The sequence below is a fragment of the Oceanobacillus sp. FSL K6-2867 genome (assembly GCF_037963145.1).
In the GTDB taxonomy this organism is placed as follows: domain Bacteria; phylum Bacillota; class Bacilli; order Bacillales; family Amphibacillaceae; genus Oceanobacillus.
Map to the genome: position 1 here is coordinate 4,380,051 of NZ_CP150144.1, position 21,781 is coordinate 4,401,831.

General features: G+C 35.4%; 25 protein-coding genes and 6 tRNA genes. 12 read left to right on the forward strand and 19 right to left on the reverse strand.

The features are described from left to right. Positions 1–11: 11 nt before the first annotated feature. The 7 genes from comGC to NSQ77_RS21350 all read left to right on the forward strand — a co-directional run bounded on the left by comGC (position 12) and on the right by NSQ77_RS21350 (position 2,914). A complete protein-coding gene (gene comGC, locus NSQ77_RS21320) occupies positions 12–314 on the forward strand; it encodes a competence type IV pilus major pilin ComGC (RefSeq protein WP_339228112.1) in 303 nt (100 codons plus the stop codon). Continuing rightward, on the forward strand, positions 298–735 hold the full coding sequence (comGD, locus tag NSQ77_RS21325; RefSeq protein WP_339228113.1) for a competence type IV pilus minor pilin ComGD: 438 nt from the start codon (positions 298–300) through the stop codon (positions 733–735). The genes comGC and comGD overlap by 17 nt, the downstream gene beginning before the upstream one ends. Continuing rightward, entirely contained in the window at positions 722–1,066 is a 345-nt protein-coding gene (locus NSQ77_RS21330) for a type II secretion system protein (RefSeq protein WP_339228114.1), read from the forward strand. Before comGD ends, NSQ77_RS21330 begins: the two co-directional genes overlap by 14 nt. Beyond that, positions 999–1,466, forward strand: a complete 468-nt coding sequence (comGF, locus tag NSQ77_RS21335) for a competence type IV pilus minor pilin ComGF (protein ID WP_339228116.1) — start codon at positions 999–1,001, stop codon at positions 1,464–1,466. Before NSQ77_RS21330 ends, comGF begins: the two co-directional genes overlap by 68 nt. Beyond that, positions 1,438–1,806 carry a hypothetical protein gene (locus NSQ77_RS21340; protein WP_339228117.1) on the forward strand — a complete coding sequence of 123 codons (369 nt, stop codon included), beginning with the start codon at positions 1,438–1,440 and terminating at the stop codon, positions 1,804–1,806. The genes comGF and NSQ77_RS21340 overlap by 29 nt, the downstream gene beginning before the upstream one ends. 92 nt (positions 1,807–1,898) lie before the next feature. Next, positions 1,899–2,600 carry a helix-turn-helix domain-containing protein gene (locus tag NSQ77_RS21345; protein ID WP_339228118.1) on the forward strand — a complete coding sequence of 234 codons (702 nt, stop codon included), beginning with the start codon at positions 1,899–1,901 and terminating at the stop codon, positions 2,598–2,600. A 71-nt stretch (positions 2,601–2,671) separates the two neighbouring features. Continuing rightward, entirely contained in the window at positions 2,672–2,914 is a 243-nt protein-coding gene (locus tag NSQ77_RS21350; RefSeq protein WP_339228119.1) for a DUF2626 domain-containing protein, read from the forward strand. 60 nt (positions 2,915–2,974) lie between these two features. Here the strand turns inward: NSQ77_RS21350 and NSQ77_RS21355 are convergent, their stop codons facing one another. Further along, entirely contained in the window at positions 2,975–3,598 is a 624-nt protein-coding gene (locus NSQ77_RS21355; RefSeq protein ID WP_339228120.1) for an MBL fold metallo-hydrolase, read from the reverse strand. A 184-nt stretch (positions 3,599–3,782) separates the two neighbouring features. On the opposite strand from NSQ77_RS21355, the gene NSQ77_RS21360 reads away from it, so the two are divergent. Further along, the gene (locus NSQ77_RS21360) at positions 3,783–3,956 is read left to right on the forward strand and encodes a DUF2759 family protein (protein ID WP_149473974.1); all 174 of its coding nucleotides are present in this window, start codon (positions 3,783–3,785) and stop codon (positions 3,954–3,956) included. Positions 3,957–4,155: 199 nt separating this feature from the next. On the opposite strand, the gene NSQ77_RS21365 is transcribed toward NSQ77_RS21360, so the two are convergent. The 3 genes from NSQ77_RS21365 to NSQ77_RS21375 all read right to left on the reverse strand — a co-directional run bounded on the left by NSQ77_RS21365 (position 4,156) and on the right by NSQ77_RS21375 (position 7,626). Then, positions 4,156–6,090 (reverse strand): LTA synthase family protein, encoded by a 1,935-nt coding sequence (locus tag NSQ77_RS21365; protein ID WP_339228121.1) that lies wholly within the window; start codon positions 6,088–6,090, stop codon positions 4,156–4,158. A 354-nt stretch (positions 6,091–6,444) separates the two neighbouring features. Next, on the reverse strand, positions 6,445–7,416 hold the full coding sequence (locus NSQ77_RS21370) for an ROK family glucokinase (protein WP_339228122.1): 972 nt from the start codon (positions 7,414–7,416) through the stop codon (positions 6,445–6,447). A 3-nt stretch (positions 7,417–7,419) separates the two neighbouring features. Next, positions 7,420–7,626: a YqgQ family protein gene (locus tag NSQ77_RS21375; protein ID WP_339228123.1), complete on the reverse strand. Its 207-nt coding sequence runs from the start codon at positions 7,624–7,626 to the stop codon at positions 7,420–7,422. A gap of 203 nt (positions 7,627–7,829) precedes the next feature. Between NSQ77_RS21375 and NSQ77_RS21380 the strand changes: the two genes are divergently transcribed. Beyond that, on the forward strand, positions 7,830–8,681 hold the full coding sequence (locus tag NSQ77_RS21380; RefSeq protein WP_339228124.1) for a hypothetical protein: 852 nt from the start codon (positions 7,830–7,832) through the stop codon (positions 8,679–8,681). Between the two features lie 44 nt (positions 8,682–8,725). Here NSQ77_RS21380 and NSQ77_RS21385 read toward each other — a convergent pair whose 3' ends face one another. From NSQ77_RS21385 to rpmG, 3 genes are all read right to left on the reverse strand, one after another. Then, positions 8,726–10,276 (reverse strand): rhomboid family intramembrane serine protease, encoded by a 1,551-nt coding sequence (locus tag NSQ77_RS21385; protein WP_339228125.1) that lies wholly within the window; start codon positions 10,274–10,276, stop codon positions 8,726–8,728. A gap of 381 nt (positions 10,277–10,657) precedes the next feature. After that, complete coding sequence (locus NSQ77_RS21390) at positions 10,658–11,236, reverse strand: 5-formyltetrahydrofolate cyclo-ligase (RefSeq protein WP_339231120.1); 579 nt, start codon at positions 11,234–11,236, stop codon at positions 10,658–10,660. A gap of 60 nt (positions 11,237–11,296) precedes the next feature. Then, positions 11,297–11,446, reverse strand: coding sequence for a 50S ribosomal protein L33 (gene rpmG, locus NSQ77_RS21395; protein ID WP_017797039.1), 150 nt, complete (start codon positions 11,444–11,446; stop codon positions 11,297–11,299). Positions 11,447–11,622: 176 nt separating this feature from the next. Here rpmG and NSQ77_RS21400 point away from each other — a divergent pair, with 176 nt between their 5' ends. Together NSQ77_RS21400 and NSQ77_RS21405 are read left to right on the forward strand one after the other, a co-directional pair. Next, on the forward strand, positions 11,623–11,862 hold the full coding sequence (locus NSQ77_RS21400) for a hypothetical protein (protein WP_339228126.1): 240 nt from the start codon (positions 11,623–11,625) through the stop codon (positions 11,860–11,862). 18 nt (positions 11,863–11,880) lie between these two features. Next, on the forward strand, positions 11,881–12,489 hold the full coding sequence (locus tag NSQ77_RS21405) for a hypothetical protein (RefSeq protein ID WP_339228128.1): 609 nt from the start codon (positions 11,881–11,883) through the stop codon (positions 12,487–12,489). 44 nt (positions 12,490–12,533) lie between these two features. Here the strand turns inward: NSQ77_RS21405 and phoU are convergent, their stop codons facing one another. The 12 genes from phoU to NSQ77_RS21465 all read right to left on the reverse strand — a co-directional run bounded on the left by phoU (position 12,534) and on the right by NSQ77_RS21465 (position 21,123). Beyond that, positions 12,534–13,187 (reverse strand): phosphate signaling complex protein PhoU, encoded by a 654-nt coding sequence (phoU, locus tag NSQ77_RS21410; RefSeq protein ID WP_339228129.1) that lies wholly within the window; start codon positions 13,185–13,187, stop codon positions 12,534–12,536. A gap of 153 nt (positions 13,188–13,340) precedes the next feature. Next, positions 13,341–15,464, reverse strand: coding sequence for a penicillin-binding protein 2 (locus NSQ77_RS21415; protein WP_339228130.1), 2,124 nt, complete (start codon positions 15,462–15,464; stop codon positions 13,341–13,343). Positions 15,465–15,613: 149 nt separating this feature from the next. Then, entirely contained in the window at positions 15,614–16,885 is a 1,272-nt protein-coding gene (locus NSQ77_RS21420) for an MFS transporter (protein ID WP_339228131.1), read from the reverse strand. A 97-nt stretch (positions 16,886–16,982) separates the two neighbouring features. Continuing rightward, a complete protein-coding gene (gene sodA / locus NSQ77_RS21425; RefSeq protein WP_339228132.1) occupies positions 16,983–17,594 on the reverse strand; it encodes a superoxide dismutase SodA in 612 nt (203 codons plus the stop codon). A gap of 189 nt (positions 17,595–17,783) precedes the next feature. After that, positions 17,784–17,856, reverse strand: a tRNA-Phe gene (locus NSQ77_RS21430). A gap of 28 nt (positions 17,857–17,884) precedes the next feature. Further along, positions 17,885–17,977: transfer RNA gene (locus NSQ77_RS21435), tRNA-Ser, on the reverse strand. Positions 17,978–17,985: 8 nt separating this feature from the next. Next, positions 17,986–18,062 (reverse strand) — tRNA-Ile (locus NSQ77_RS21440). A 13-nt stretch (positions 18,063–18,075) separates the two neighbouring features. Then, positions 18,076–18,151, reverse strand: a tRNA-His gene (locus NSQ77_RS21445). A gap of 30 nt (positions 18,152–18,181) precedes the next feature. Continuing rightward, positions 18,182–18,258, reverse strand: a tRNA-Met gene (locus tag NSQ77_RS21450). A 3-nt stretch (positions 18,259–18,261) separates the two neighbouring features. Further along, a tRNA-Asn gene (locus NSQ77_RS21455) sits at positions 18,262–18,336 on the reverse strand. A gap of 308 nt (positions 18,337–18,644) precedes the next feature. Beyond that, positions 18,645–20,270 (reverse strand): Na/Pi cotransporter family protein, encoded by a 1,626-nt coding sequence (locus NSQ77_RS21460; RefSeq protein ID WP_339228134.1) that lies wholly within the window; start codon positions 20,268–20,270, stop codon positions 18,645–18,647. A gap of 223 nt (positions 20,271–20,493) precedes the next feature. Continuing rightward, positions 20,494–21,123, reverse strand: a complete 630-nt coding sequence (locus NSQ77_RS21465; protein WP_339228135.1) for an NfeD family protein — start codon at positions 21,121–21,123, stop codon at positions 20,494–20,496. 73 nt (positions 21,124–21,196) lie between these two features. On the opposite strand from NSQ77_RS21465, the gene NSQ77_RS21470 reads away from it, so the two are divergent. Continuing rightward, positions 21,197–21,523, forward strand: a complete 327-nt coding sequence (locus NSQ77_RS21470) for a hypothetical protein (RefSeq protein ID WP_339228136.1) — start codon at positions 21,197–21,199, stop codon at positions 21,521–21,523. Positions 21,524–21,781: the final 258 nt, after the last annotated feature.

Sequence of the window (21,781 nt, forward strand, 5' to 3'; positions counted from 1 at the left end):
GTGCTATTACGATGTTTAATAACAACCGTGGTTTTACGTTAATTGAAATGCTAATTGTTTTGTTAATCATATCTGTCTTAATCATCCTTATTGTTCCCAACCTGGGTGATCGGAGCAATGAGGTTCACAGCAAAGGCTGTGAGGCACTTGTAACCATCGTTCAAGGTCAAGTAGATGTTTATTATATGGAAAATAACTCGTATCCGAACAGTTTAGATGCATTAGTTTCTGATTATCTAACTGAAGATCAGCTCACCTGTCCTAATGGAGAGGATTTAAACTTATCAGCAGATGGAAATGTATCGGCACCTTAATAATAATCAAGGCTTTACATTGCTGGAAGTTCTCTTTGTACTTGTTATTTTTTCCATTATCAGTGTAATTTTCCCGCCTTTCCAATCGGAAATTATTGAAAAGCAAAAGGACAAACAGTTTTTAGAAACGTTGGAAATCGATGTCTTATATGTTCAAAATATGACCTACTTAACTACGGGTGAGAATGTATTTATTCGTTTTTATCAGGATAATTATAAAATCATTCAAGGCAGCAATATAATAACAGAGCGGGTGTATCCTGATGGATGGAATGTGGATTACAGACTTAATAGTGATATTCGGTTTAATGGGAAAGGTACGTTTCTATACCCAAGAACGATTCATATAACAACAACATATAGCGAATATCGGATCGTCTTTCAGTTTGGGAAAGGAAGGTTTTATATTGCAAAACCATAATGGATTTACATTAATAGAAGTTTTAATTGCATCCGGTATTGTTTTCACCGTCATTGCTACATTTTCGCCAATTATTTCCACACTTCATACAGAGCAGAAAGTATTAAGTGAGCGTCGTAAATTAGCATATGCGCTGCACGATGAATTACAGCAATTTATTTGGAATACAAATACACTGCTTCCTAAAGAGTTCATACAAACAATTGATGAAAATAAGGAAGTACAATTTAAATTTCAGCAAGAAAATGGGGTTATTAAAGGATGTGCAAAATGGAATAATGCGAAAAATAATAACGAAAAACTCTGCTTCTATGGATTACCGGAATCATGAAAGAGGATTTACATTTGTCACCGTTTTATGCATGATGGTCTTTCTTTCTGTCAGCTTACCTCTTTTGAGCTATTTAATTCAAAGTATAAATTCCACATCGAATTATACTGAAATTTCTGTGCAGCAATTTTTCCAATTTGTTCGGGATGATATTATTGACGCTACGAACATCCAAGTAACAAAGGAAAAGCTGTATTTTGTTAAGTTACATGAACAAGATACAGCGACGCTTGAACTGTATGGATCAAATGTTAGAAGACAAGTCGATGGAAAAGGACATGAGATTTATCTTCGGGATGTTGAAGGTATTTCCTTCACTTCACTGCCCTACGGGGTTCAAGTTACCGTAATTACTACATCAGGAGAAAAATATGAAAAAAAACTCGCTTATTATGAATGAACATGGCATCGTACTGCCATATGTAATTTTTATAACGACATTAGTTTTTATGTTTATCATGACCGCTATTCATAGCTATAAACAAGATATTGCACTTACCCAGAGGCATATTCAGCAAGTTAAAATAGAAACCCTCTTTCAAATGGGCTACGAAACTGTTAAAGCAGAAATGACCGATCAGCAACCTCCCAATTCAGTCAGCTATCATTTCCCTGACGGCAGTGTAAGCATTGCAATAACTCCAGCAGGTAATACAATGTATGAATTATCCTTTACAATCAAAACATATGAATCCGATACAACATTTGCGTTCACCAAAATACATTCCTTAACGCCTTAAGTTTGTACATTTTTTAACAAACTTTGTTTTTCTAACTAAATAAGCAAATTAAATACTATAATAAAGGTATCAAAGCTGCTGAGGTGATTTAGGTGGACAATACACTAAAAGTTACTAATGTTTTAAGTGATCCAACAAGGTACCATATTTACCAATATATTTTTAGAGAACATAGAGACGTAAGCGTAGTTGAAATTGCAAATCATTTTGATGTGCACCCTAATGTAGCAAGAATGCACTTATCAAAACTTGAAGAGATAAACCTTGTCACAACTCATTTTAAAAGAACGGGAAAAGGCGGAAGGCCAGGAAAAATGTACCAAATCTCTGAAGAAGTCATTGAATTAAGCTTCCCATCTAGGGATTATAAAACCCTCTCTTCAATTGCATTGGAATCATTAATGGAGCTTGGTGAAATTGGCGAACGGGCGCTCTATTCCACAGGTAAAAAGTATGGACAACAATATATAGAGGATTTTCAAACAGATAATTATTCTATGCTTTCCAGCAAGGACAAACTTCGTATGCTTGAGCAAGCAACAGAAGAACTGGGGCTCCTCCCTTCTTTTATGTATGATGAAGCAAATAATACCGTTCGTTTCTTCGTGAATAACTGTCCTTTTAAAGAGTTAGTGTTGAAAAATCAAACGGTTGTTTGTCAAATGCACTATCTGTTTTTAAAAGGAATGTTTGATGTCTTATTTGAAGGATCAGCTTTACAAATGGAAGGAAATATGTTTACTGATAATTGCGGAAATTGCAGTTATCGGGCTAATCTTGCAATTGTTCCATGACATTCGTTTACATTCTCTAATTCCTCATATATAATAACAATGAAAAGGCTACCTAAAAGGAGGGGGAAGACATGGATCGTATGTTTCGTGTTCTTGCCTTTTGGACAGGTATTTTTACAGTAATGTTTTATGTCGGTGATATGACGAACACCGCACTACTATTCCTGGCTCAAACGGCATTTTTCCTTACAGTAAGTTATTTAAAGTTATCTGAACGCATGTACATGTACTTATTCGGAGCATATTGTACCATTTTCATGATTGGCTTTACATGGTATTCTGAATTCATTCTTGTACCTGGTTTCGGACATTAAAAAGCTGAAAAACCCTTGCATCTCAATAAGATGCAAGGGTTTTTCCTTCCGTCTATACATTCATGCACGAACAAAAGGATTGTTCTGCTTTTCTTCGCCAATAGTTGTCTGAGGCCCATGTCCAGGGTAAACCGTGCAGGAATCGTTTAATTGATACAATTTATTTTTTATCGAAGCCTCAATTTCTTTCATGTTCCCACCTGGAAGGTCAGTTCTGCCAATACCATGATAGAACAAAACATCTCCACTGATAATGAATTCATCTTGATCAAAGATAAGGCTTACACTACCAGGGGAATGACCAGGTGTATGTATAACTTCAAACGTAAAATCTCCTATCTTCATTGGGCCTATATTAAATGTAAAATCAGCTGGCTTCATAACAATTTCATTTCCTAATAGCTTATAGGATCCATTCATTTGTGGATCTGACAACCAAGAAAGCTCATTTTCATGTATATACACGTCTGCACCGACTGCTTTTCTTATTTCATCTAGGGCAGCAATATGGTCAAAATGGGCATGGGTCAATAAGATTGCTTGAACGCGAAGTTTCTCACGTTCTAAAAATGCTTTAATTTTATCTGCCTCTGCACCTGGGTCGATTAGCAAAGCGTTTCCTTTACTATAAACAATATAACAATTTGTGCCAATTGGACCTAACGGCATTCCCTTTACTTTCATTAAAAAACCTCCAATATAATTAACTATCATTCCACGTTAGAAAACGTTTTACAATTACTCGACAAAACCAATTTAATGTTTTAGAATAAATACTATATGGTCATAGTTACATAATAATATAAAATCAATTCCTAATTCAATTTCTATGATTAGGAAAATGAACGCTTCAAAGGAGGATAAAGTTATGGGACATCTTATTTTAGCAATCGTATTATTATTCGTCGCATTACTTGCTGTAGTTTCAGTTATTCGTCAACTGAAGTATAAAAATCTATTTGCTTTAGCGTTTTCAGCTTTGACAGCATTGGCGTTTGGATTTTTTTCAATTGCAACCATTATTTCAGAAATCGCTGGATAATTATTAAACGTCAATAAAAAGCAAAAGTTAACTTTTTAAAAGTTAACTTTTTTTATGTTTGAGCCGAATTACAGTTTATTATTTTCAAATCTGACCAGTATGTGTTTTATTATTAAACTCCTGCATCTCTCTTCACAGCAAAACTCCAAAAAATAGCCGCCTATAGTTATTTTAACTATAGGCGGCTATCACTTTCTAATTATTTAACGGCTTCCTTATCATCAAAATCAATGAAACGGAACAAATCACCATAAACCAGGTTATCAGAATAAGATAACTCTGTTGCAACTTTTTCACTAATTGGACTACAAGCATTTACAGAACCATTTTGGGATTCTACTTCACTATTTGTTTCCGATTCTTCACTGTCTACCTCGATTGGTTCACCAGTTTCACGATCATAGCACATTCCATAGGTAGAGATATAATCATCACTGATGAAATCTCCGTTTCTTAACGCAATATATCCTTTTCTATTATCCGAAAATACATCATTTCCGAAATAAAGATCATCTTCTGCCTCAATACCCAACAGACTAAGAATCGTTGGTTTCATATCAATTTGACCAGTTACTTCTGACATTACCTTCCCATTTCCATCTCCAGGAATATGGATAAACATTGGAACTCTTTGCAGCTGAACTTGATCGTAAGGCGTTATTTCTTCTTTATCAAGGTACATACTCATCGCACGGTTATGATTCGCACTTATTCCAATATGGTCCCCCATAATTATAATGATGGAATCTTCATAAATACCAGCTTCTTTCAGCTGATCGAAGAAATCTTCCAGTGCTTCATCCATATACCTTACAGCCGGAAAATAGTTATTCAGTGTATTCGAATTTGAATCATATGGATCAATAGACTGATCTTCTTCACCTAACTCAAATGGAAAATGATTTGTTAGGGTAATAAATTTCGTGTAGAATGGCTGTTCCATTGATTGCAAGTATTTTATGGACTGTTCAAAGAATGGCTTATCCTTTAAACCCCATCCAACTGAATTTTCAGGTGTTATTTCATAAGCTGCTTCATCATAAAAATTGTCGATATTTAAACTTTTATACATGCCATCTCGATTCCAGAAGCTTTTGTTGTTCGCATGGAGTACGGATGATGTATATCCCTCTTCTTTAATTATTTCTGGAAGGGCGTGATATTCATTGCCGCCATGAGTAAAGAAAACTGCCCCTCTTGATAGTGGATAAAGCGAATTTTCGATCAGGAACTCAGAATCAGATGTGTTTCCCTGACCTGTCTGCTCATAGAAATTCTCAAAATAATACGTATCTTCATCATCTGTAAGACTATTCAGGAAAGGTGTTACCTCTTCCCCATTCACTTCATTGTTAATAACGAATTGTTGTAATGATTCGGCATTAATGAAGATTACGTTTTTACCTTCAGCAGCACCAAACATATCTGATTTCCCAGTTACCTTTATATGTTCGTTAATATATTCTTGAATTTCCGGAATTTCATTTCCATCTGCAAAGACACGCTGTGATTCCGTCTTGGAGTGAACAACAAGATCATATACATGATAGTTAAACAATCCAATGTTTTTAACTAAATACTCACGATCAAAAGCTCGTGTAAATAACTGTGGTCTTTCCATTTCTGCCAGGAAAAAGTTTCCTGCAAGCAGTGCTAATGACATTGCTAATGCAAATACTTTTCCACTTTTCGGATATGCTACCGACAATTTTGCTTCTTGTTTTTTACTTAAATACCAAATTAGCGCGGCATCTGCAAAAAACAGGATGTCATAAGGCTTGATTAAGGTTAAAATACTTGACCCTAAGTCTGCCATATTGCTCCCCATAAACAACTGCGGAATTGTAATAAAATCGGTAAATTGACGATAGAATACAAGATTTGCGAAGACGACAAAGGAAACTATGAAGGCTGTATACCTTATAAACTTCATTTGACGAGAACGCTTGTTAAACCACACGCTAATTGTAAAAATAAGAAAGGCTGAGACAAGTGGGTTAATAAATAAAATTAACTCCTGCATTGAATTGTCCAATTCAATGTCAAACATAAATCGATAAACAAAGTATGTTTTTAGCCCAAATAATAATGCTGCGATTATATATAAGGGGATTGTGGGTCGTTTAAACTTCATCTTGCTTCCTCCTAAAAAATAAAACTCATTTCTATTGTATGTTTCAGCTAAGGAATGTTCCTAGTATTCTGTATCGAATCCGAGAAGAACATGTGAAACGTACAAAAAACATATTTTCATTTTCCTGACCTTATTGATTGTGGGAAAATTTACTAATTCGGCATTTCATTTTCATTTTGCGAAAACCCACTGTATCAATTGCAACAATTTCCTTTTATGATGGAACTGTAAACATTCGTTTACAAAGCTAGTACTATATAAGACGAGAATGCCCTGCAAAAGGTTTCAACTATTTTACATTTAATTTATATTTAATAGCTTATTATTCTAATAGAAAACAAGAAAAAATCAAGTCTAACTATTGTCGTTATTCATTTGTTCCAAAACTAAGTACGCCCCACCTATGATACCCGCATCATTTCCAAGCTGTGCGATTTTAATTTCACAGGCATTTGATACTCTTGGCAAAGCATATTTGCGAAATGCTGTTTCTATCTCATCAACTAACAATTCACCAGCTTTTGAAACACCGCCGCCAATCAGTACCTTAGAAGGATTAATAACTACTCCGAGGTTGGCGATTACTTGACCAAGCACATCAGCAGTCTTTTTTACAATTTCATCTGCAATAGTGTCACCTGATTCAGCCAATTCAAAGATATCTTTTGCTGTAATCGTTTGATTTTTATTATAAATTTCAGCAAGCATACTATTTGGATGGTTTGCTATTTGATTTATAGCCTGACGTACTATTCCTGTTGCTGAAGCTATTGTTTCGAGACATCCATTATTTCCGCAATTGCATGAATACCCAGCTTCTTCGATCTTTAAATGCCCAAGTTCACCAGCCATTCCGTTTTCTCCATTCAGTATAGAGCCATTCGCAATAATACCTCCGCCTACTCCAGTACCAAGTGTCAATGCAATTAAGTTTTTTGCCTTATTACCGGCACCTGTCCAATTTTCACCTAAGACAGCAATATTTGCATCATTAGCAACAAAAACTGGTAAACCTGATTTTTCTTTTAATTGGTCTGCTAACGGGAAGTTTTTCCACCCAATGTTCACTGCTTCATATACTAGCCCTGTATCCATATCAATAAATCCAGGTGCTCCCACACCTACACCTAAAAAAGAACTTATACTTAAATGTAGTATGCTCAACTTCTGTTCAATAGAAGCCCAGACCTCTTCAACTATTGTAATACCAGCATTTAATTTGTTTGTTGGAACCTCCCATTTTTTCTGTATTTCACCCTGTTGATTAATAATGCCAATTTTTACAGACGTTCCCCCAATATCTATCCCCAAAAGTAACTTTTCCATTGCTTACTCGCCCCTTTTGTTTATAATGAGCCGTTTTTCTTTTTTTAATATTAATTTTGCATTCTGATAATCCGCAATTTGTACAAACATCATCTGATACAATTCATCCAACTCCATTTCCATTAATTCAAGATCACCTAATCGGTCACCTGTATAGATGAACGTACCATATCGTTTTAGTAATTGTTGTATATCATAAACATTTTTCATTAAAACCACCATTTCTAATTATATCAAAGAATTGGTGTTTGAGGAATTATATTTACATAAAATGTAATGCACACTTTCGCACAAAATAATGCACAATATGTTGAAACACATTCAACTAGCTAAACTATGAATTTCTAAACATAATTATCCTTTTATATTCATACTTTTTAAGGACAAGTCATGTACAAAAGGAATGACAAATAATGAAAATACGGAAGTTATTACTTATACTTATGATACTACTGTCCATTGGAGGTGTACTGATACTAAAATCGAATACACTGCCTGCAGTTAGTTTCTTTCCATTAGATGAAGAAAGCTCTATCGAGGCAGCAGATACTTCATTAACCTTACAGAATGTTACAGGGACAGATTCCTATGACCTTGGCTGGCATATCAATTCAGCAAGTGATAAAGTTATGTATCTCAGACAAGATGTATCGCTATTATTTGATAATGGTATACTTCGCGGTGTCCGCAGCAAGTGGGTTCAAAACACCGATCGAATTCAATTTGATGAAATTATTACAAGTGAGGACTCAAGCCATTTTCAAAGTATTTCGTTTCATCATGGTGAGAATCATTATAGCGGCGACGAAATCAAAAGTGTACAGGCAATGACATATGATGAACTATATGTCATTGATTCACCTACTACACCTATAAAAGCTTTTAAAAAACCCGTTACAACATTTGAAACAGAATGGCAAGAATTGCTTGACCATTCTGCAAAACAACAATTACTTTTCCAATGGCATTTATTGATTCAACATTTTCAAATCGAACCAGAAAATTATCTAGCTATTCCATTAGTAGATTTATATAAATATAATAATAAGCCAATTCCAAATATGTCGCAGCGGGAAACAAACGAATTAATTGGTAGGCTTTGGGAAGGTTTATATAAAAATTATATTATTCCAGCTTCAAAATCTGCTGCAAATCAGCTTGATAGCTATATTCCCTTAATTTTAATCGATAAACAAAATACACATTTATACGTTCTTTACGAATTAAATGGTGAACGAGAGCAGTTAATCCAGCATATCCCTTAACAATCTTTCCGGAAACTAAAATAGAAGCGCCTCAATCAGCGCTTCTATTCAGGTGATTCTCCTGTAATTTTCTTATAAACATTTGCAATAGATTCTTTATCAGGGTTCAGTTCGTATGCTTTCGTTATCATTTCTTCAGCCTTTTCTTTTTGGCCACTGCCGTCATATAATATTGCCAGATTATAATAGGCTTCTGGTAATACTGGTTCATGCAATATACTCTGCTCTAGATCTTCAATCGCTAAATCCAATTCATTCAGCTCAATATATGCATAGGAGCGCTGGAATAATATCAGTCCATCCCTTTCACCTTCAAGCTCCAGTGCATCCGTTGCTACTGCAACCACCTCGTTATAATCATCATCCATTAATAATTGCTCGATTTCCATTAAATAATTAGATTGATTATTCATGTTACTGTTCCATCCAAAAATAATAAGTCCTGCAATAAGTATAATATAGAGAATCGCACTAATTAGCTGGGTTCGAACATTTTTCTTGTTAGGCAGATGTATTATCGCAGAAGCTAAAAATCCTGCTATCAGCCCGCCAATATGGGCTCCCATATCTATCTGTTCAATGGAAAAGCCTAGAACGACATTAATTAGCAGTATAATCAGGATATTACTTCCCATTGTCTGAAAGAATATCCGCTTATAAATAATACCGAAAAACAGAAGTGCACCAAATAATCCAAAGATCGCCCCCGATGCCCCGGCAGAAACATGTGTTGTAAATGCAAAGCTTGCCAAGCCACCGCCAATCCCAGCTAGGAAATAAATAAAAAGAAAGCGACTTCTGCCAAAAATCCGTTCAATTGCTGTCCCTAGATAGTAAACTGCAAGCATGTTCATTAATAAATGCAGAAAGCCAATATGAAGGAACATGGAGCTTACAATTCGCCACCATTCCCCATCGATAATACTTGGGTTATATTTTGCACCCATTTCAATAAGTGTATCGATTGAGGTGCTGCCGCCCTTCATTTCCAGTAAAATAAACAAGAAAATATTAATTGCAATTAACAGATATGTAAAATAAGGCTTTCCATATGAAAAGACATTTTCGACTTCTTTATGTTTATTCTCAAGTGCTTTTGCTAAATACGTCTTATAGCTTTGAATTGTCTGCTCTTTTTTCTGTTCATCATTTTCATCTGGCATAGGCATAAACTGTACATCTAAATCTGCTTGAAGCCGACGAAGTTCTTCACTAGATTCTTCATGATCTAAGTAATACACAAACATTTTTAATGGGTTCTTCTTCTCTTTTAGCTGCATCGGTTTCTTTAAGATTTCCCAGTCATCTACAGGTGAATGAGAATAGATGTAAACATTATGCAATTCAATATGTTTACCAGCAAATAATTTTTTCATTGCTTTTGCTTTTTGAAATACGAGAGCAATATCCTGCTTCAAATGATTTTTCCAATCAAATCCTTTCTGTACAAGCCGGATTACTTGAGATTTTTTATTTGCATATTTTTCGAGCCAGATTTCATTTGTATTCTGGTCTATATGCAGAATATCAAATTGGTGATTGGTTACCAGTTCGTATGCCGTATGATAAAGCTTATATTGGTCATCAAGATACATATATTCACCTTCCTCACCTTAATCATATCAGAACACTAATCATTTTCACAGAACGATGCTATATCCTAAACCTTATTTGCCGCTTCAATAAAAAAGAAGCTGCAATTTATGCCGCCTCTTTTAACCCTTATCAGTCTGAAATCGAAAACACATTCTGAAACAATTTGGAACGCAGACTCGGGATCTTCATAGAAAGTTCCACTGATTTTTTTCTGATAAACTTAATGTTCAATAAAGCATTCATGATTTTGTACCTCGATCGATAAAAAAACATTGTTGTTATCAACAATATTAATAAGACGATGCCTGTTCGCAATAAAACCACCTGCCTTTTAAATGGTATTCATAGTTATTTTCCGAACAAGCAATATTATACGCGCTTCAAGATTCTTGAGTATGTATAACTTCTTTTTCAGTAATAATATTATGGACTGGCAAATCATATTTTTCTCTTGGAACTCGATCTACTAACTGCTTAAAGCTACATAATGAAGCTGTTTTTTGACTAAAATCGACTAAAAAACGATCATAATAACCGCCACCAAAACCGATTCGATAACCGTGCTTATCAAATAATAGTCCCGGAACAATTAAAAGATCAATATCTTTTTTAGCAACGAATCGCTTAGTCTCTGGTATTGGTTCAAGCAGATTAAAGTAAACTGACTCAAGCTGTTCAAAAGAATTGATTGCATAAAAATGAAGCTGCTTTTCATTAGGAATACACTTAGGCACAACTATTTTTTTGTTTTGCTTCCAACCAGCTTCGATAATTGGGCCGGTTGCCCATTCAAAATCCTGGGATATTGTTAAACCAATCGTATCAGCATACTTCCATAATTCTGAGGAGAGCAGTTTTCCCATTAATTTAACTTCAATTTTCCTCTTTTCATCAATAGATAAACTTTTTAAACGATTGATTGTTTCTTTCCTTAAATTAGTTTTATCCAATAGTTTCACCCCCTTAAAAGTTAAAAAACCCTTATCATATATGATAAGAGTTTTCTCAATTAATTTCATTTATTTTGTTTCACGGTGCAAAGTGTGTTTTTTTAGACGTGGTGAATATTTCATAAGCTCAATACGTTCAGGGTTCGTACGTTTATTCTTTGTAGAAATATAGTTACGATCTCCTGTTTCAGTACAAGCTAAAGTAATGTTTACGCGCATGTTCTTCCCTCCAAACTTTAACAACTTGCTTTTTATCATACATATTATTACGTACAGACTTTAATTATAATAGCAGAGTTTGCTGAACTTATCAAGAATGTATCAAAAAAAATTATGGTTTTCTCATGTGAGAAACTATGATATAACTATTAATGGATGTAAAAGGAGGGAATGCCATGTTAGTTGCAATAATTTCCATCATTATTGTTGCTGTTGTTCTATTTGTTTTGTCCTATTTTATGAATGACAAATTTGAAGAGCTGGAAACTCAGCTTGAACAACTTTCAATTACGACGATGCAGGATACATATCAAATGAAGAAACAAATAAAGATCTTGGAAGAAGAGCTTATGCCTGCTGACTTAACGCAGGATGTAAATTCAAATGATGAAAAAAACAGTGTATCAAATCAATAAGCATAAAAGGAGAAAATTATGAAACATACTGTACGTGCTTTTTCAATTGGGTTGTTGACTAGCGCTGTTATCCTTTTCATCATTTTTTATTTTGTCGAAGACTCCGCAAAAAGTGTGGAGAATATCGATATTGAAGAAATGATTGAATACGTGGAAAATGAAGGATATGCCGTTCTTGATCAACAAGAATATATTTCATATAGCGTTCAAAAAAAACAAGCAGCAGAAAATGCAGAAACAGAAGAATCTGATTCAACTGCCGGCACAAAAGATAAGTCTTCGAAAGTAACAAAAGCTAAATCAAAAGAACAATCGAAGAAAGAGTCGTCTGATGAGACTAATGAATCCAGCAAAGAAACAAATGAAGAGATTAAAAAAGAAGAAATAGAAAAAGAAGCCGAGGAAGAACCTGAGAATAATGTGGTTCATTACTCGTTAACAATTAGTCCGGGTATGGCTTCCTCTGATATTAGTGCACTTCTAGCTGAACAAAATATTATTGACAATGCATCAGAATTTAATCGTTATTTGGACGAGCATGAGTATAGTCTTTACGTTCAGATTGGTACATTTGAAGTATCGAGTGATATGAGTTTTTACGAAATCGCAGAAAGAATTGCACGATAATAAAAATGCTGGCAGCAGGAAGTGATTCCCATTGCCAGCACTTTTTAATTTAAATTATAATTTTCCCCTTTAACCAAATAAAGAATATTTTCACCGATATTTGTAATATGATCAGCAAAACGTTCTAAATATCTTGCACAGAATGCAACCTGCATAATATATTGAATTTTATCAGGATTTACCGCAGTTTCTCCTAATAATTCACTTACAATTATTTTATATAATCGATCAACCTCGTCATCCATGACAGCTAACTTCCTTGCGACTGTAATATCTTCATATTTATAAGCCTGTATAGCAGTGTACATCATATCTTTTGTCATGTTATACATTTTTTTAATATCGTTTGGGATGATCGATGCATTCTCACCTAAATGAATCGTAGCAGTAGCAATGTTCTTAGCATTATCAGCCATACGTTCAATATCCGTCAAAATTTTTAGTGCTGTAATTACCCTTCTTAAATCTGTCGCTACTGGCTGCTGCTTTGCAATTAAAAGAATCGTTTTATCATTCATCTCAAGTTCTTTTCGATCTATTTTCTTGTCATTGGCAATTACCTGTCTTGCAAGCTCTACATCCTGGCTAAATAACGCTTCAACTGCATCATCTAATGCTTGACCTGCTGCATTGGCCAATTTAATAATATCTTCATTTAACTCATTAAGTTCACTTTGAAATTGTTCGCGAGTTGTCATCCATATCCCCCATTTTTTATACTGCATTCTGCACGAATAGTGGAATGTCGTAGTCTTATTATATAGTAATAGTATTAAGATACTGTTAATTTTATGTAATTTATGATTATAAAATACGCCTAAAATTCCATTTGTGAAATTTTAGGCGTATTTTTATTCTTGTTCTTCCTCTGTTGTCTCTTCTTGATCAGAATCTTCATCACTAGCTTTATCTCGTTTTTCTTTCAGATCAAAGTATGTGTCTAGTATTTGTTTTCCAACCTGCCGCGGCACATTATGACTATTATCTGTCCCAGCATATGGTGTGATAATTGCAAAGGCAATTTCTGGTTCATCAAATGGAGCATAGCCAATTAACGCCAGGTTTCTTGTATCAGCAAGCTTCTGACCATTTTCATATACAGCCGTCTCAGCAGTACCTGTTTTCCCCGCTGGATTATACGGTGAATTACCAAAGTCGCCAACAGCTGTTCCACCAGATTCTTGGAATACACGACGAAAACCTTCTTGTACCCGTTTAATATTCTCATCACTCATTTGAACCCGATTTAATACTTCGGTATTCTGTGCACTATATAGCGGTCCTATCTCATCTTGTGAAGCAATCGGTTCATGAACTGTCTGAAGAAAATGCGGTCGGACTCGATAGCCGTCATTAGCTATTGTTGCTGTATATTGTGCTAATTGTAAAGTCGTATATTGATCATACTGACCAATTGCATGGTACATAAGTAAACCCGCATTGTCAGGTGTCCCGGAATAACCTGTAGACTCACTTGGATAATCAATGCCAGTACTAGAACCTAATCCAAATTGTCTGAAGTAATTCCGCATTTCTTGAAAGGCTTGACGCCAGTTGGGATCGACTGATAAGGGACTTCCATCTGGGAAAGGGTAGCGATCCTCACCCATCATTTTTAAAGCAATATAACCCATATAAACGTTTGAGGATTTTTGTAAAGCTGTTATATCGTTCACCGGACCAAGCGTTGACCAGGATCTAAAAGGTGATGTTTGGGCAACCCGGATAGGACTGTCATTAATACCGTACCCTGGCGTAATTACTCCGGATTCATATCCAGCCAACACGGTCGCTCCTTTAACTACGGATCCCGGTGTGTGTGCATGTGACAATGTTTGCAATGCAGCATCCATAAATTTATTTTTATCACGGTCATAATGCACGCCAGACACAGCTAAAAGCTCTCCTGTTTTTGGGTCAATAACAACAGCTAATGTATCTGTCATAAAACGGTTTCCATGTGGGTGTTTTGTAATAGCTGTTTGTAATTCTTTTTGAACAATCTTGTCTACTTCTTTTTGTAAGTCCATATCAATTGTTAGAACAAGATCTTTTCCGCGTTCGCCTTCAACAATCGTTTCAGAGCCGATAAGTGTGCCGCTCTTTGTGGTCGTATATTGGATCTGTTCTTTTCTTCCACGTAATAGATCTTCATATTGTAATTCCAGACCACTTGTTCCTACTCGGTCATTTCTGCTGTAGCCTTTACTTAAGTAGCTAGCTTCTTCTTCCGCAGGTATACCTTGTTCCTGTGTTGAAATACTTCCAAGTAAACTTCTTAATGTCGTTCCATATGGATATTCACGATTCCAATCTGTTGTAGCATTTATTCCAGGAAGCTTATCTAAATTCTCCGCAATCCTGGCATATTCCTCAACAGTCACGTCCTCATTTTTTATGATTTGTGGTGTTAAAGAATAGGCCTTATCCAGTTCCTTCTTGATAGCTATTACCTCTAGCTCTTGTTTTGAGAAATCCTTGATTTCATCTTCAGTGATTAAATCAAGTGTAGCTTGATAAACCTCAGCATTCGACATGCCTTCTTTCTCATCCTCAGAAAGACGCTTATCTGCCTTTTCCTTATTTAATAAATACCAATATTCTTTTCTATTTCTCTCGGTAATGCCTTCAAGCGTATCTTCATCATCCATCTTAATATACTCAGCTAATTTCTTAGCAACCTTTAAACGGTCTTCAGCTTGTACACCTTTTGGAGGTGTATATGTTATCGAATATACTGCCTCATTATCGACAATAACGTTACCATTTCGATCAAATATTTTACCGCGAGGTACCGGTACTTTAGTTGTATCCAAGTTCGTCCGTTCGATTTCCTGCTGGAAGTCCTCCCCATTTAAAATCTGAACTACTCCGAGTTGCAGAATCAATACGGAAAACAATAAAAACACAACAAAAAACAACATATTAATCCGAAAAGGCAGCTGCGCTCTTTTCTTCTTTTTCTTTTTACTCATTTATTTTCCCCCAGTGAAAATAATAATTTTCTCTTATAATTGTGGCATTCTCTAACCTTTTAGGCGAGCTTTTTAATTGCACATCTGCAGATTAGATAAGTTTTTATAATCCTTTATCTCCATCAAACATATTTCTAATTTTATCATATTTAGCGATTTTTTTCGTCTGTTATTTGTTCTTTTAATAAAATCTCTTTCTTTTTTGGGCTGCCTAAATAAATATTACGGACAGCAAAATAAATCATAAAATGACCAGCGCCAAAAATCATCAGTAAAATCGGAATAACCTTTTCTGCATCAAAGAAATACACACCTGCAAGAAAAACGATAATAGATAGAACCCTGCCGCTATTTAGAAACAATTCACGAACAACCATATATTCTACACGCATTTCGCCAGCTTTCCAAGCCTTACCTATAACATCAAAGGTAAGTGATACGTATGGCACGTTTATGACTGGATATGCAATTCCAATTACAATTGCATATATCATAAGCAATAGATAGTTTATATCGATAATAATGATAAAAATGGAAGCATAAAGAAGTGTAGCTCCAATAAGAATCGCCTTTTTACGCATAGAAGGTTTGATAAATTTTGTAGCTATCAAATAAAAAATTACAGATAGCCCTGAAAGGAACATATTAAATGTTCCGAGTGCAAATTCGCTTTTTGTCACTAAGAAAACCCAGATTGATATTACAAAAGCGAAGATTCCTTCTCTCAAGCCCTGATAAAAATGTGCACGGAGAATTCTGTTCCAGTTTTTATTACGTTGTCTTTCTCCTAAAATGCGCTTAAAGTGAAAAACCCCTTCAGCACCCCGGCGTTTCAATAAAAGGCTAATTCCAACGGCACATGCAAATAAAGCGAAGGAAACACCAAAAATTACTGTATAACCAATATTATCTGCCATTTTAGCGATGATTGCCCCGGCTAAAAGTGGACCCGTCATTCCACCTAGCGATTGTAAAATCCCAAGGAATCCGTTGAAAAAATCTCTCGTCTCAGGCTCTGTTATTTCAAAGGTTAATACATTATAAGCCAGCCAATAAAATCCATATCCAATCCCCAACAAACTTCCAAGCAAGAAATTATAGGTTGAAGCTTTGTCACCAATTAGAAGCACACATAAGAAAAAAAGACATAGAAAAATAACACCTAATCTCAATACTATAATTCGATCAACTTTTTTGGCAAGTTTTCCTGCAAGGATAAAGGTAACTGGCTGGAACAGACAAATTGCTAAATTATAATTAGCAATTGTAATATAGTCACCTGATTGTTTCCATAAATATATATTCACAAATGTGTTGGATAGAAAAATCCCCAGTGAATAAAGACCACCAATGAGCAATAAAATCAGTAAATCTCGATTGCTTTCCATTTTATCTTGAAAAAATAGGATCATCTTTTGCATACGGTTACTCCTCCTGCGTCTTTCTTAGTGTGAACGAAGGAGTAACAGTTATACAAAAAAACACGCGGAATTAACCGCGTGTTTTACTTTTCTCTTCTTATTTTGCTTCATTATAATTTTTAGCAACTTCATCCCAGTTAACAACATTCCAGAATGCTGAAATATAATCCGGACGTCTGTTTTGGTAATTTAGGTAGTATGCGTGCTCCCAAACGTCTAATCCTAATAATGGTGTTTTTCCTTCCATTAATGGAGAATCTTGGTTTGGAGTACTAGTGATTTCTAATTCACCATTATCTAGAACTAGCCATGCCCAACCAGAACCGAAGCGTCCTGCTGCTGCTGCTGCAAACTGTTCCTTAAATGCATCTAATCCACCAAATTTAGCGTTAATTTTATCTGCTAGTTCGCCAGATGGCTCGCCTCCACCGTTTGGTGAAAGAAGCTTCCAGAACAAGCTATGGTTAGCATGTCCGCCACCATTATTACGTACTGCTGTGCGAATGTTTTCAGGAACTGCATTTAAATCACTAATAAGTGCTTCTACTGATTTTACTTGAAGATCTGCTTGTCCTTCCAGTGCATCATTTAATTTGGTAACATACGTGTTGTGGTGCTTCGTATGATGAATATTCATTGTCTCTTTGTCGATTGTTGGTTCCAATGCATCATATGCATAAGGTAACTCAGGTAGTTCAAATTTTGCCATAATTTTTTCCTCCTTAAATGAATCCAAATTATTAAGGTCTGTCTAACCTTTAATTTAAAGGTTATCAGAGCTTCATTATTCATGCAAATTTTTTGCCTTAAACAATTAAAGAATTTTATCACTTTTTGCTAGATTAAATAAATATATTTGTACAAAAGAAAAAACAAGCAATTTTGCTTGTTTAAAAAGTGGCTCGGGACGGAATCGAACCGCCGACACACGGATTTTCAGTCCGTTGCTCTACCGACTGAGCTACCGAGCCAGGTATATGTAATTTAAAATAAAGTATATGGAGGAGGTAGAGGGATTCGAACCCCCGCGCGGTTTGACCCGCCTGTCGGTTTTCAAGACCGATCCCTTCAGCCGAACTTGGGTATACCTCCGAGTTTTATGGTGGACCCTGCAGGACTCGAACCTGCGACCGATCGGTTATGAGCCGATAGCTCTAACCAACTGAGCTAAGGGTCCTGATTTTTTATAATGGGGCGACCGGTGGGGATCGAACCCACGTATGCCGGAGCCACAATCCGGTGCGTTAACCACTTCGCCACGACCGCCATTATATAATTATTGAATTGAACTATGTATGGTAGCGGCGGAGGGGATCGAACCCACGACCTCACGGGTATGAACCGTACGCTCTCGCCAGCTGAGCTACGCCGCCATATGGCTCCACAGGTAGGATTCGAACCTACGACCGATCGGTTAACAGCCGATTGCTCTACCACTGAGCTACTGTGGAATAATAAGATAGTCTGTCTAAAGTTGCTATATCCACTAGTAACCATTACTTTTTCAAGTGTTTTACTAGCTGGCATTATATTAGCGACAAAATATAATTTACCATGTTTCAGTTTTTCTGTCAACTTGATTTTGCATATTTGCAAAACTTTTTGCTTTTACTCAAAATTTATGTATTAGTCATTTATGCGACTGCGAGATTTATAATATCATGTTCTAAAATTTATTTCAACATTTAAATGAATAAATTGTTGCTTCTTGCAGAAAAAAATCCTCTGATAAGCAAAAAAGGAGGTCTCCCTCCTTTTTCTACTCTCCTAATACTTCTTCAGCAATATTTACTGCATGGTCACCAATACGTTCCAAGTTACTGATAATATCTACAAATACGATACCAGCTGACCCGCTGCATAACCCTTCATTCATACGGATGATATGCTTTTTGCGGAATTGACGTTCCATTTTGTCGATTTTATCTTCTTTTTGGATAACTTCTAATGCCGCTTCGCGATCCATCTTATCCAAAGATTCTACCGCTTGCTTAACTGTTAAGAGTGTTAAGTCAAACATTGTATTAAGATCTTCCAAAGCTTGTTCTGTTAAGTTAACTTTATTCGATATTTTATAATCAATCAACTCAATAATATTCTCGTAATGATCGCCAATTCGCTCAATATCACGAACTGAATTCATCAGGGAGGTGTGCTTTACACTTTCTGCATCTGATAAGGATCCGGCTGCAATATTAACGAGATATTCGGTTATTTTCCGATCCAAATTATTCAATGCACCTTCCACCTGCATTGCCATCTCCGAGTGTTTTTGATTATGTGTGATAACGTATAGATTTGTTTCCTCTAAACCTTGATGTGCATATTCACCCATACGAATAATTTCAGATTTTGCTTGATCTAACGCAAGTGTTGATGATTGTTGAATAAAGATAGGGTCAAGGTGTTTTGGATTATATTCAATAATTGTATCCTCGCCTGGAATGATTTTTGTTACAATCCACGCTAATGCACCAATAAACCAAACTTGAATCAACGTATTAATAATATTAAAACTGCCGTGTGCAAAGGCTATAGTCATTTCAGGATTTAAATTTAACTGTGTTTGTAAGTAGCCTACATAACTTGTAAATAAACCTAGGAATGTAAGGAAAATAATAGTACCTACAAGATTAAAAATAACATGTGTTAATGCAGCTCTTTTTGCAGTTATACTTGTACCTATTGCTGCCAATATCGCTGTAATTGTAGTACCAATATTATCTCCAAATAAAACTGGTATAGCTGCTTCTAATGCTATCGCACCTTCTGAGAATAATCCTTGCAGAATACCGATAGTAGCACTGGAACTTTGTACAATTAAAGTAAATACCGTACCAACAACTACTCCTAATATCGGGCTTGAAGACATACTTACCGTTAAATCATGAAATGAGTCGAGAGAACGTAATGGAGACATCCCGCTACTCATTAATTCTAAACCGAAAAATAATGCCCCGAACCCAAATATAGTTTGTCCAACTGCTGTAACTTTTTGATTTTTAAAGAAAAATAAAATTAATGCCCCAATTGCAAGAATTGGCAAAGCATATTCTCCAATATCAAGCCCGATAACAAATGCAGTTATTGTTGTACCAATGTTAGCACCCATGATGACTCCAATAGCCTGGCGCAGCGTCATAAATCCAGCGTTTACTAGTCCAACAGTAAGTACTGTTGTTCCTGAGCTGCTCTGAATCAGACATGTTACGATGACTCCTGCCAAAACGCCTAAAAATGGATTAGTCGTAAACCGGTCTAATATGTTACGCAGACGGTCACCTGCTGATTTCTGGAGTCCGTCTCCCATAAATTTTATACCGAGTAAGAATATTCCTAAACCACCAATAAACTCGAATAATAAGGCTTGTAAATCGATATTCACTATTGCTTTCGTCCCTTCATTAATGTTGAATCTTGTCGTTTGCACCTCTCCCATTATTAATGATTTATTAACCATTTGTAAAGGTATAAGTTAAATAATTTACATTAAATTTACATAGAGAATTTTCCTCTGTTTAGTAACTACCCTTAAACCCCCATTTTCATTCTTTTTTTCAAAAAAAAGAACAATTCCCTAATACAAGGCAATTGTCTTTTTCAACCATCTATGATATTTTTTCGACTAGTATTTTAGTCCCGTCTACTTGCGTTACTTTTATTTTACTGTTCTTCGGGATCCACTGACCATCAGAAACTGCACTATAATCTTTTTTATTTATCTTCACTGTCCCAACAGGTCTCAAATCATTTAATGTTATTCCTTCCTGACCAACTAACTGCTCGTATTCCATATTCATGGAATTATACCCCGCTTCTTTTGTTAATTGATCCTTCAATGCAAGCTTTGTCCACATCTCTCTCCGTTTAAATACCTTTAAAAAGAAGAAAGAAGCGCCAGCACCCAACAACACTCCTAAAACAGCATATAATCCTGAAGTAAGATTATCTGCAGCTAATGCTACAGACGTTAGCATACTGGCAAGACCAATTGTTGCAAGTGTTCCATCATTAAGTAGCTTGCCATCAATTATAATAAGTAATAATCCTACAAAATATATAATAAGCATTAGAATAAAGGAACTGCTCTCAACATAGGCTGCAAAGTATACTGTAATGAACCCAATACCCAACAGACCAAAAAAACCTCGCATATTAACTAAAACTTCGCCAATTAAAAATAATGTTGCTAAAAATGTTATAACGAATCCAATCCATTGCAGATCAAAGATATCCATTTTATTACCCCCCTCTCTAATTTATTCATACGTGTGGAATTGTAAATGGTTTCAATTTAAAGGAGAAATTTCTATGTATACATTGAAAAAACTTGCACTCTATACACTCATTATATTGCTGTTAGTTAGTATTTTTCAAGACTTAACAATTAATAAAAGCTCAAACAATGAGAACACATCAGACCAAATTTTAAATTCTAAACTTGACTATTCAATAGCACATGTTAAGGTTCAACCTGGTGATACGATATTTTCAATCGTTGAATCAATAAATGAAGGTAACATCTCAACGTTCCATTCAGAGAATATAATCGAACATTTTAGAGAACTAAATCCAACAACAGACCCATACAAGCTAAAACCCGATACATTTTACTACTTTCCTTTATATCAGAAATAAAACCACACAGATGAATACGGGTATTTAGTTTCAGTAAAACTTACCGTTAAACAATTATGAATTATGCGTAAATCCGTTCTGGAAATACACTTCACGCACCTTACTTAGGAGGGCTGGTGAGCCTCCTTGTGCTATCGCACTGCGTAGTCTCACCGATGCCCTTCCTCCCGCAGGAGTCTACGTATATTTCCTGCGCTAGTATTGGTTCACTATAAATAACATGGTTTAAAAAATAGAAACAGTACTGTATTCTAACCA

What these genes read in the sequence shown, in the direction of transcription:
- rpmG (WP_017797039.1), bottom strand. Translation starts at nt 11,446, where the DNA reads ATGCGCGTAAACATTACTTTAGCTTGTACTGAAACAGGAGATCGTAAC.
- NSQ77_RS21405 (WP_339228128.1), top strand. Translation starts at nt 11,881, where the DNA reads ATGAAACATACTGTACGTGCTTTTTCAATTGGGTTGTTGACTAGCGCT.
- NSQ77_RS21465 (WP_339228135.1), bottom strand. Translation starts at nt 21,123, where the DNA reads ATGGATATCTTTGATCTGCAATGGATTGGATTCGTTATAACATTTTTA.
- NSQ77_RS21340 (WP_339228117.1), top strand. Translation starts at nt 1,438, where the DNA reads ATGAAAAAAAACTCGCTTATTATGAATGAACATGGCATCGTACTGCCA.
- NSQ77_RS21380 (WP_339228124.1), top strand. Translation starts at nt 7,830, where the DNA reads ATGAAAATACGGAAGTTATTACTTATACTTATGATACTACTGTCCATT.
- comGC (WP_339228112.1), top strand. Translation starts at nt 12, where the DNA reads ATGTTTAATAACAACCGTGGTTTTACGTTAATTGAAATGCTAATTGTT.
- NSQ77_RS21365 (WP_339228121.1), bottom strand. Translation starts at nt 6,090, where the DNA reads ATGAAGTTTAAACGACCCACAATCCCCTTATATATAATCGCAGCATTA.
- NSQ77_RS21420 (WP_339228131.1), bottom strand. Translation starts at nt 16,885, where the DNA reads ATGCAAAAGATGATCCTATTTTTTCAAGATAAAATGGAAAGCAATCGA.
- NSQ77_RS21385 (WP_339228125.1), bottom strand. Translation starts at nt 10,276, where the DNA reads ATGTATCTTGATGACCAATATAAGCTTTATCATACGGCATACGAACTG.
- comGD (WP_339228113.1), top strand. Translation starts at nt 298, where the DNA reads ATGTATCGGCACCTTAATAATAATCAAGGCTTTACATTGCTGGAAGTT.
- NSQ77_RS21375 (WP_339228123.1), bottom strand. Translation starts at nt 7,626, where the DNA reads ATGAAAAATGTTTATGATATACAACAATTACTAAAACGATATGGTACG.
- phoU (WP_339228129.1), bottom strand. Translation starts at nt 13,187, where the DNA reads ATGACAACTCGCGAACAATTTCAAAGTGAACTTAATGAGTTAAATGAA.
- NSQ77_RS21350 (WP_339228119.1), top strand. Translation starts at nt 2,672, where the DNA reads ATGGATCGTATGTTTCGTGTTCTTGCCTTTTGGACAGGTATTTTTACA.
- NSQ77_RS21370 (WP_339228122.1), bottom strand. Translation starts at nt 7,416, where the DNA reads ATGGAAAAGTTACTTTTGGGGATAGATATTGGGGGAACGTCTGTAAAA.
- NSQ77_RS21360 (WP_149473974.1), top strand. Translation starts at nt 3,783, where the DNA reads ATGGGACATCTTATTTTAGCAATCGTATTATTATTCGTCGCATTACTT.
- NSQ77_RS21470 (WP_339228136.1), top strand. Translation starts at nt 21,197, where the DNA reads ATGTATACATTGAAAAAACTTGCACTCTATACACTCATTATATTGCTG.
- NSQ77_RS21355 (WP_339228120.1), bottom strand. Translation starts at nt 3,598, where the DNA reads ATGAAAGTAAAGGGAATGCCGTTAGGTCCAATTGGCACAAATTGTTAT.
- NSQ77_RS21400 (WP_339228126.1), top strand. Translation starts at nt 11,623, where the DNA reads ATGTTAGTTGCAATAATTTCCATCATTATTGTTGCTGTTGTTCTATTT.
- sodA (WP_339228132.1), bottom strand. Translation starts at nt 17,594, where the DNA reads ATGGCAAAATTTGAACTACCTGAGTTACCTTATGCATATGATGCATTG.
- NSQ77_RS21415 (WP_339228130.1), bottom strand. Translation starts at nt 15,464, where the DNA reads ATGAGTAAAAAGAAAAAGAAGAAAAGAGCGCAGCTGCCTTTTCGGATT.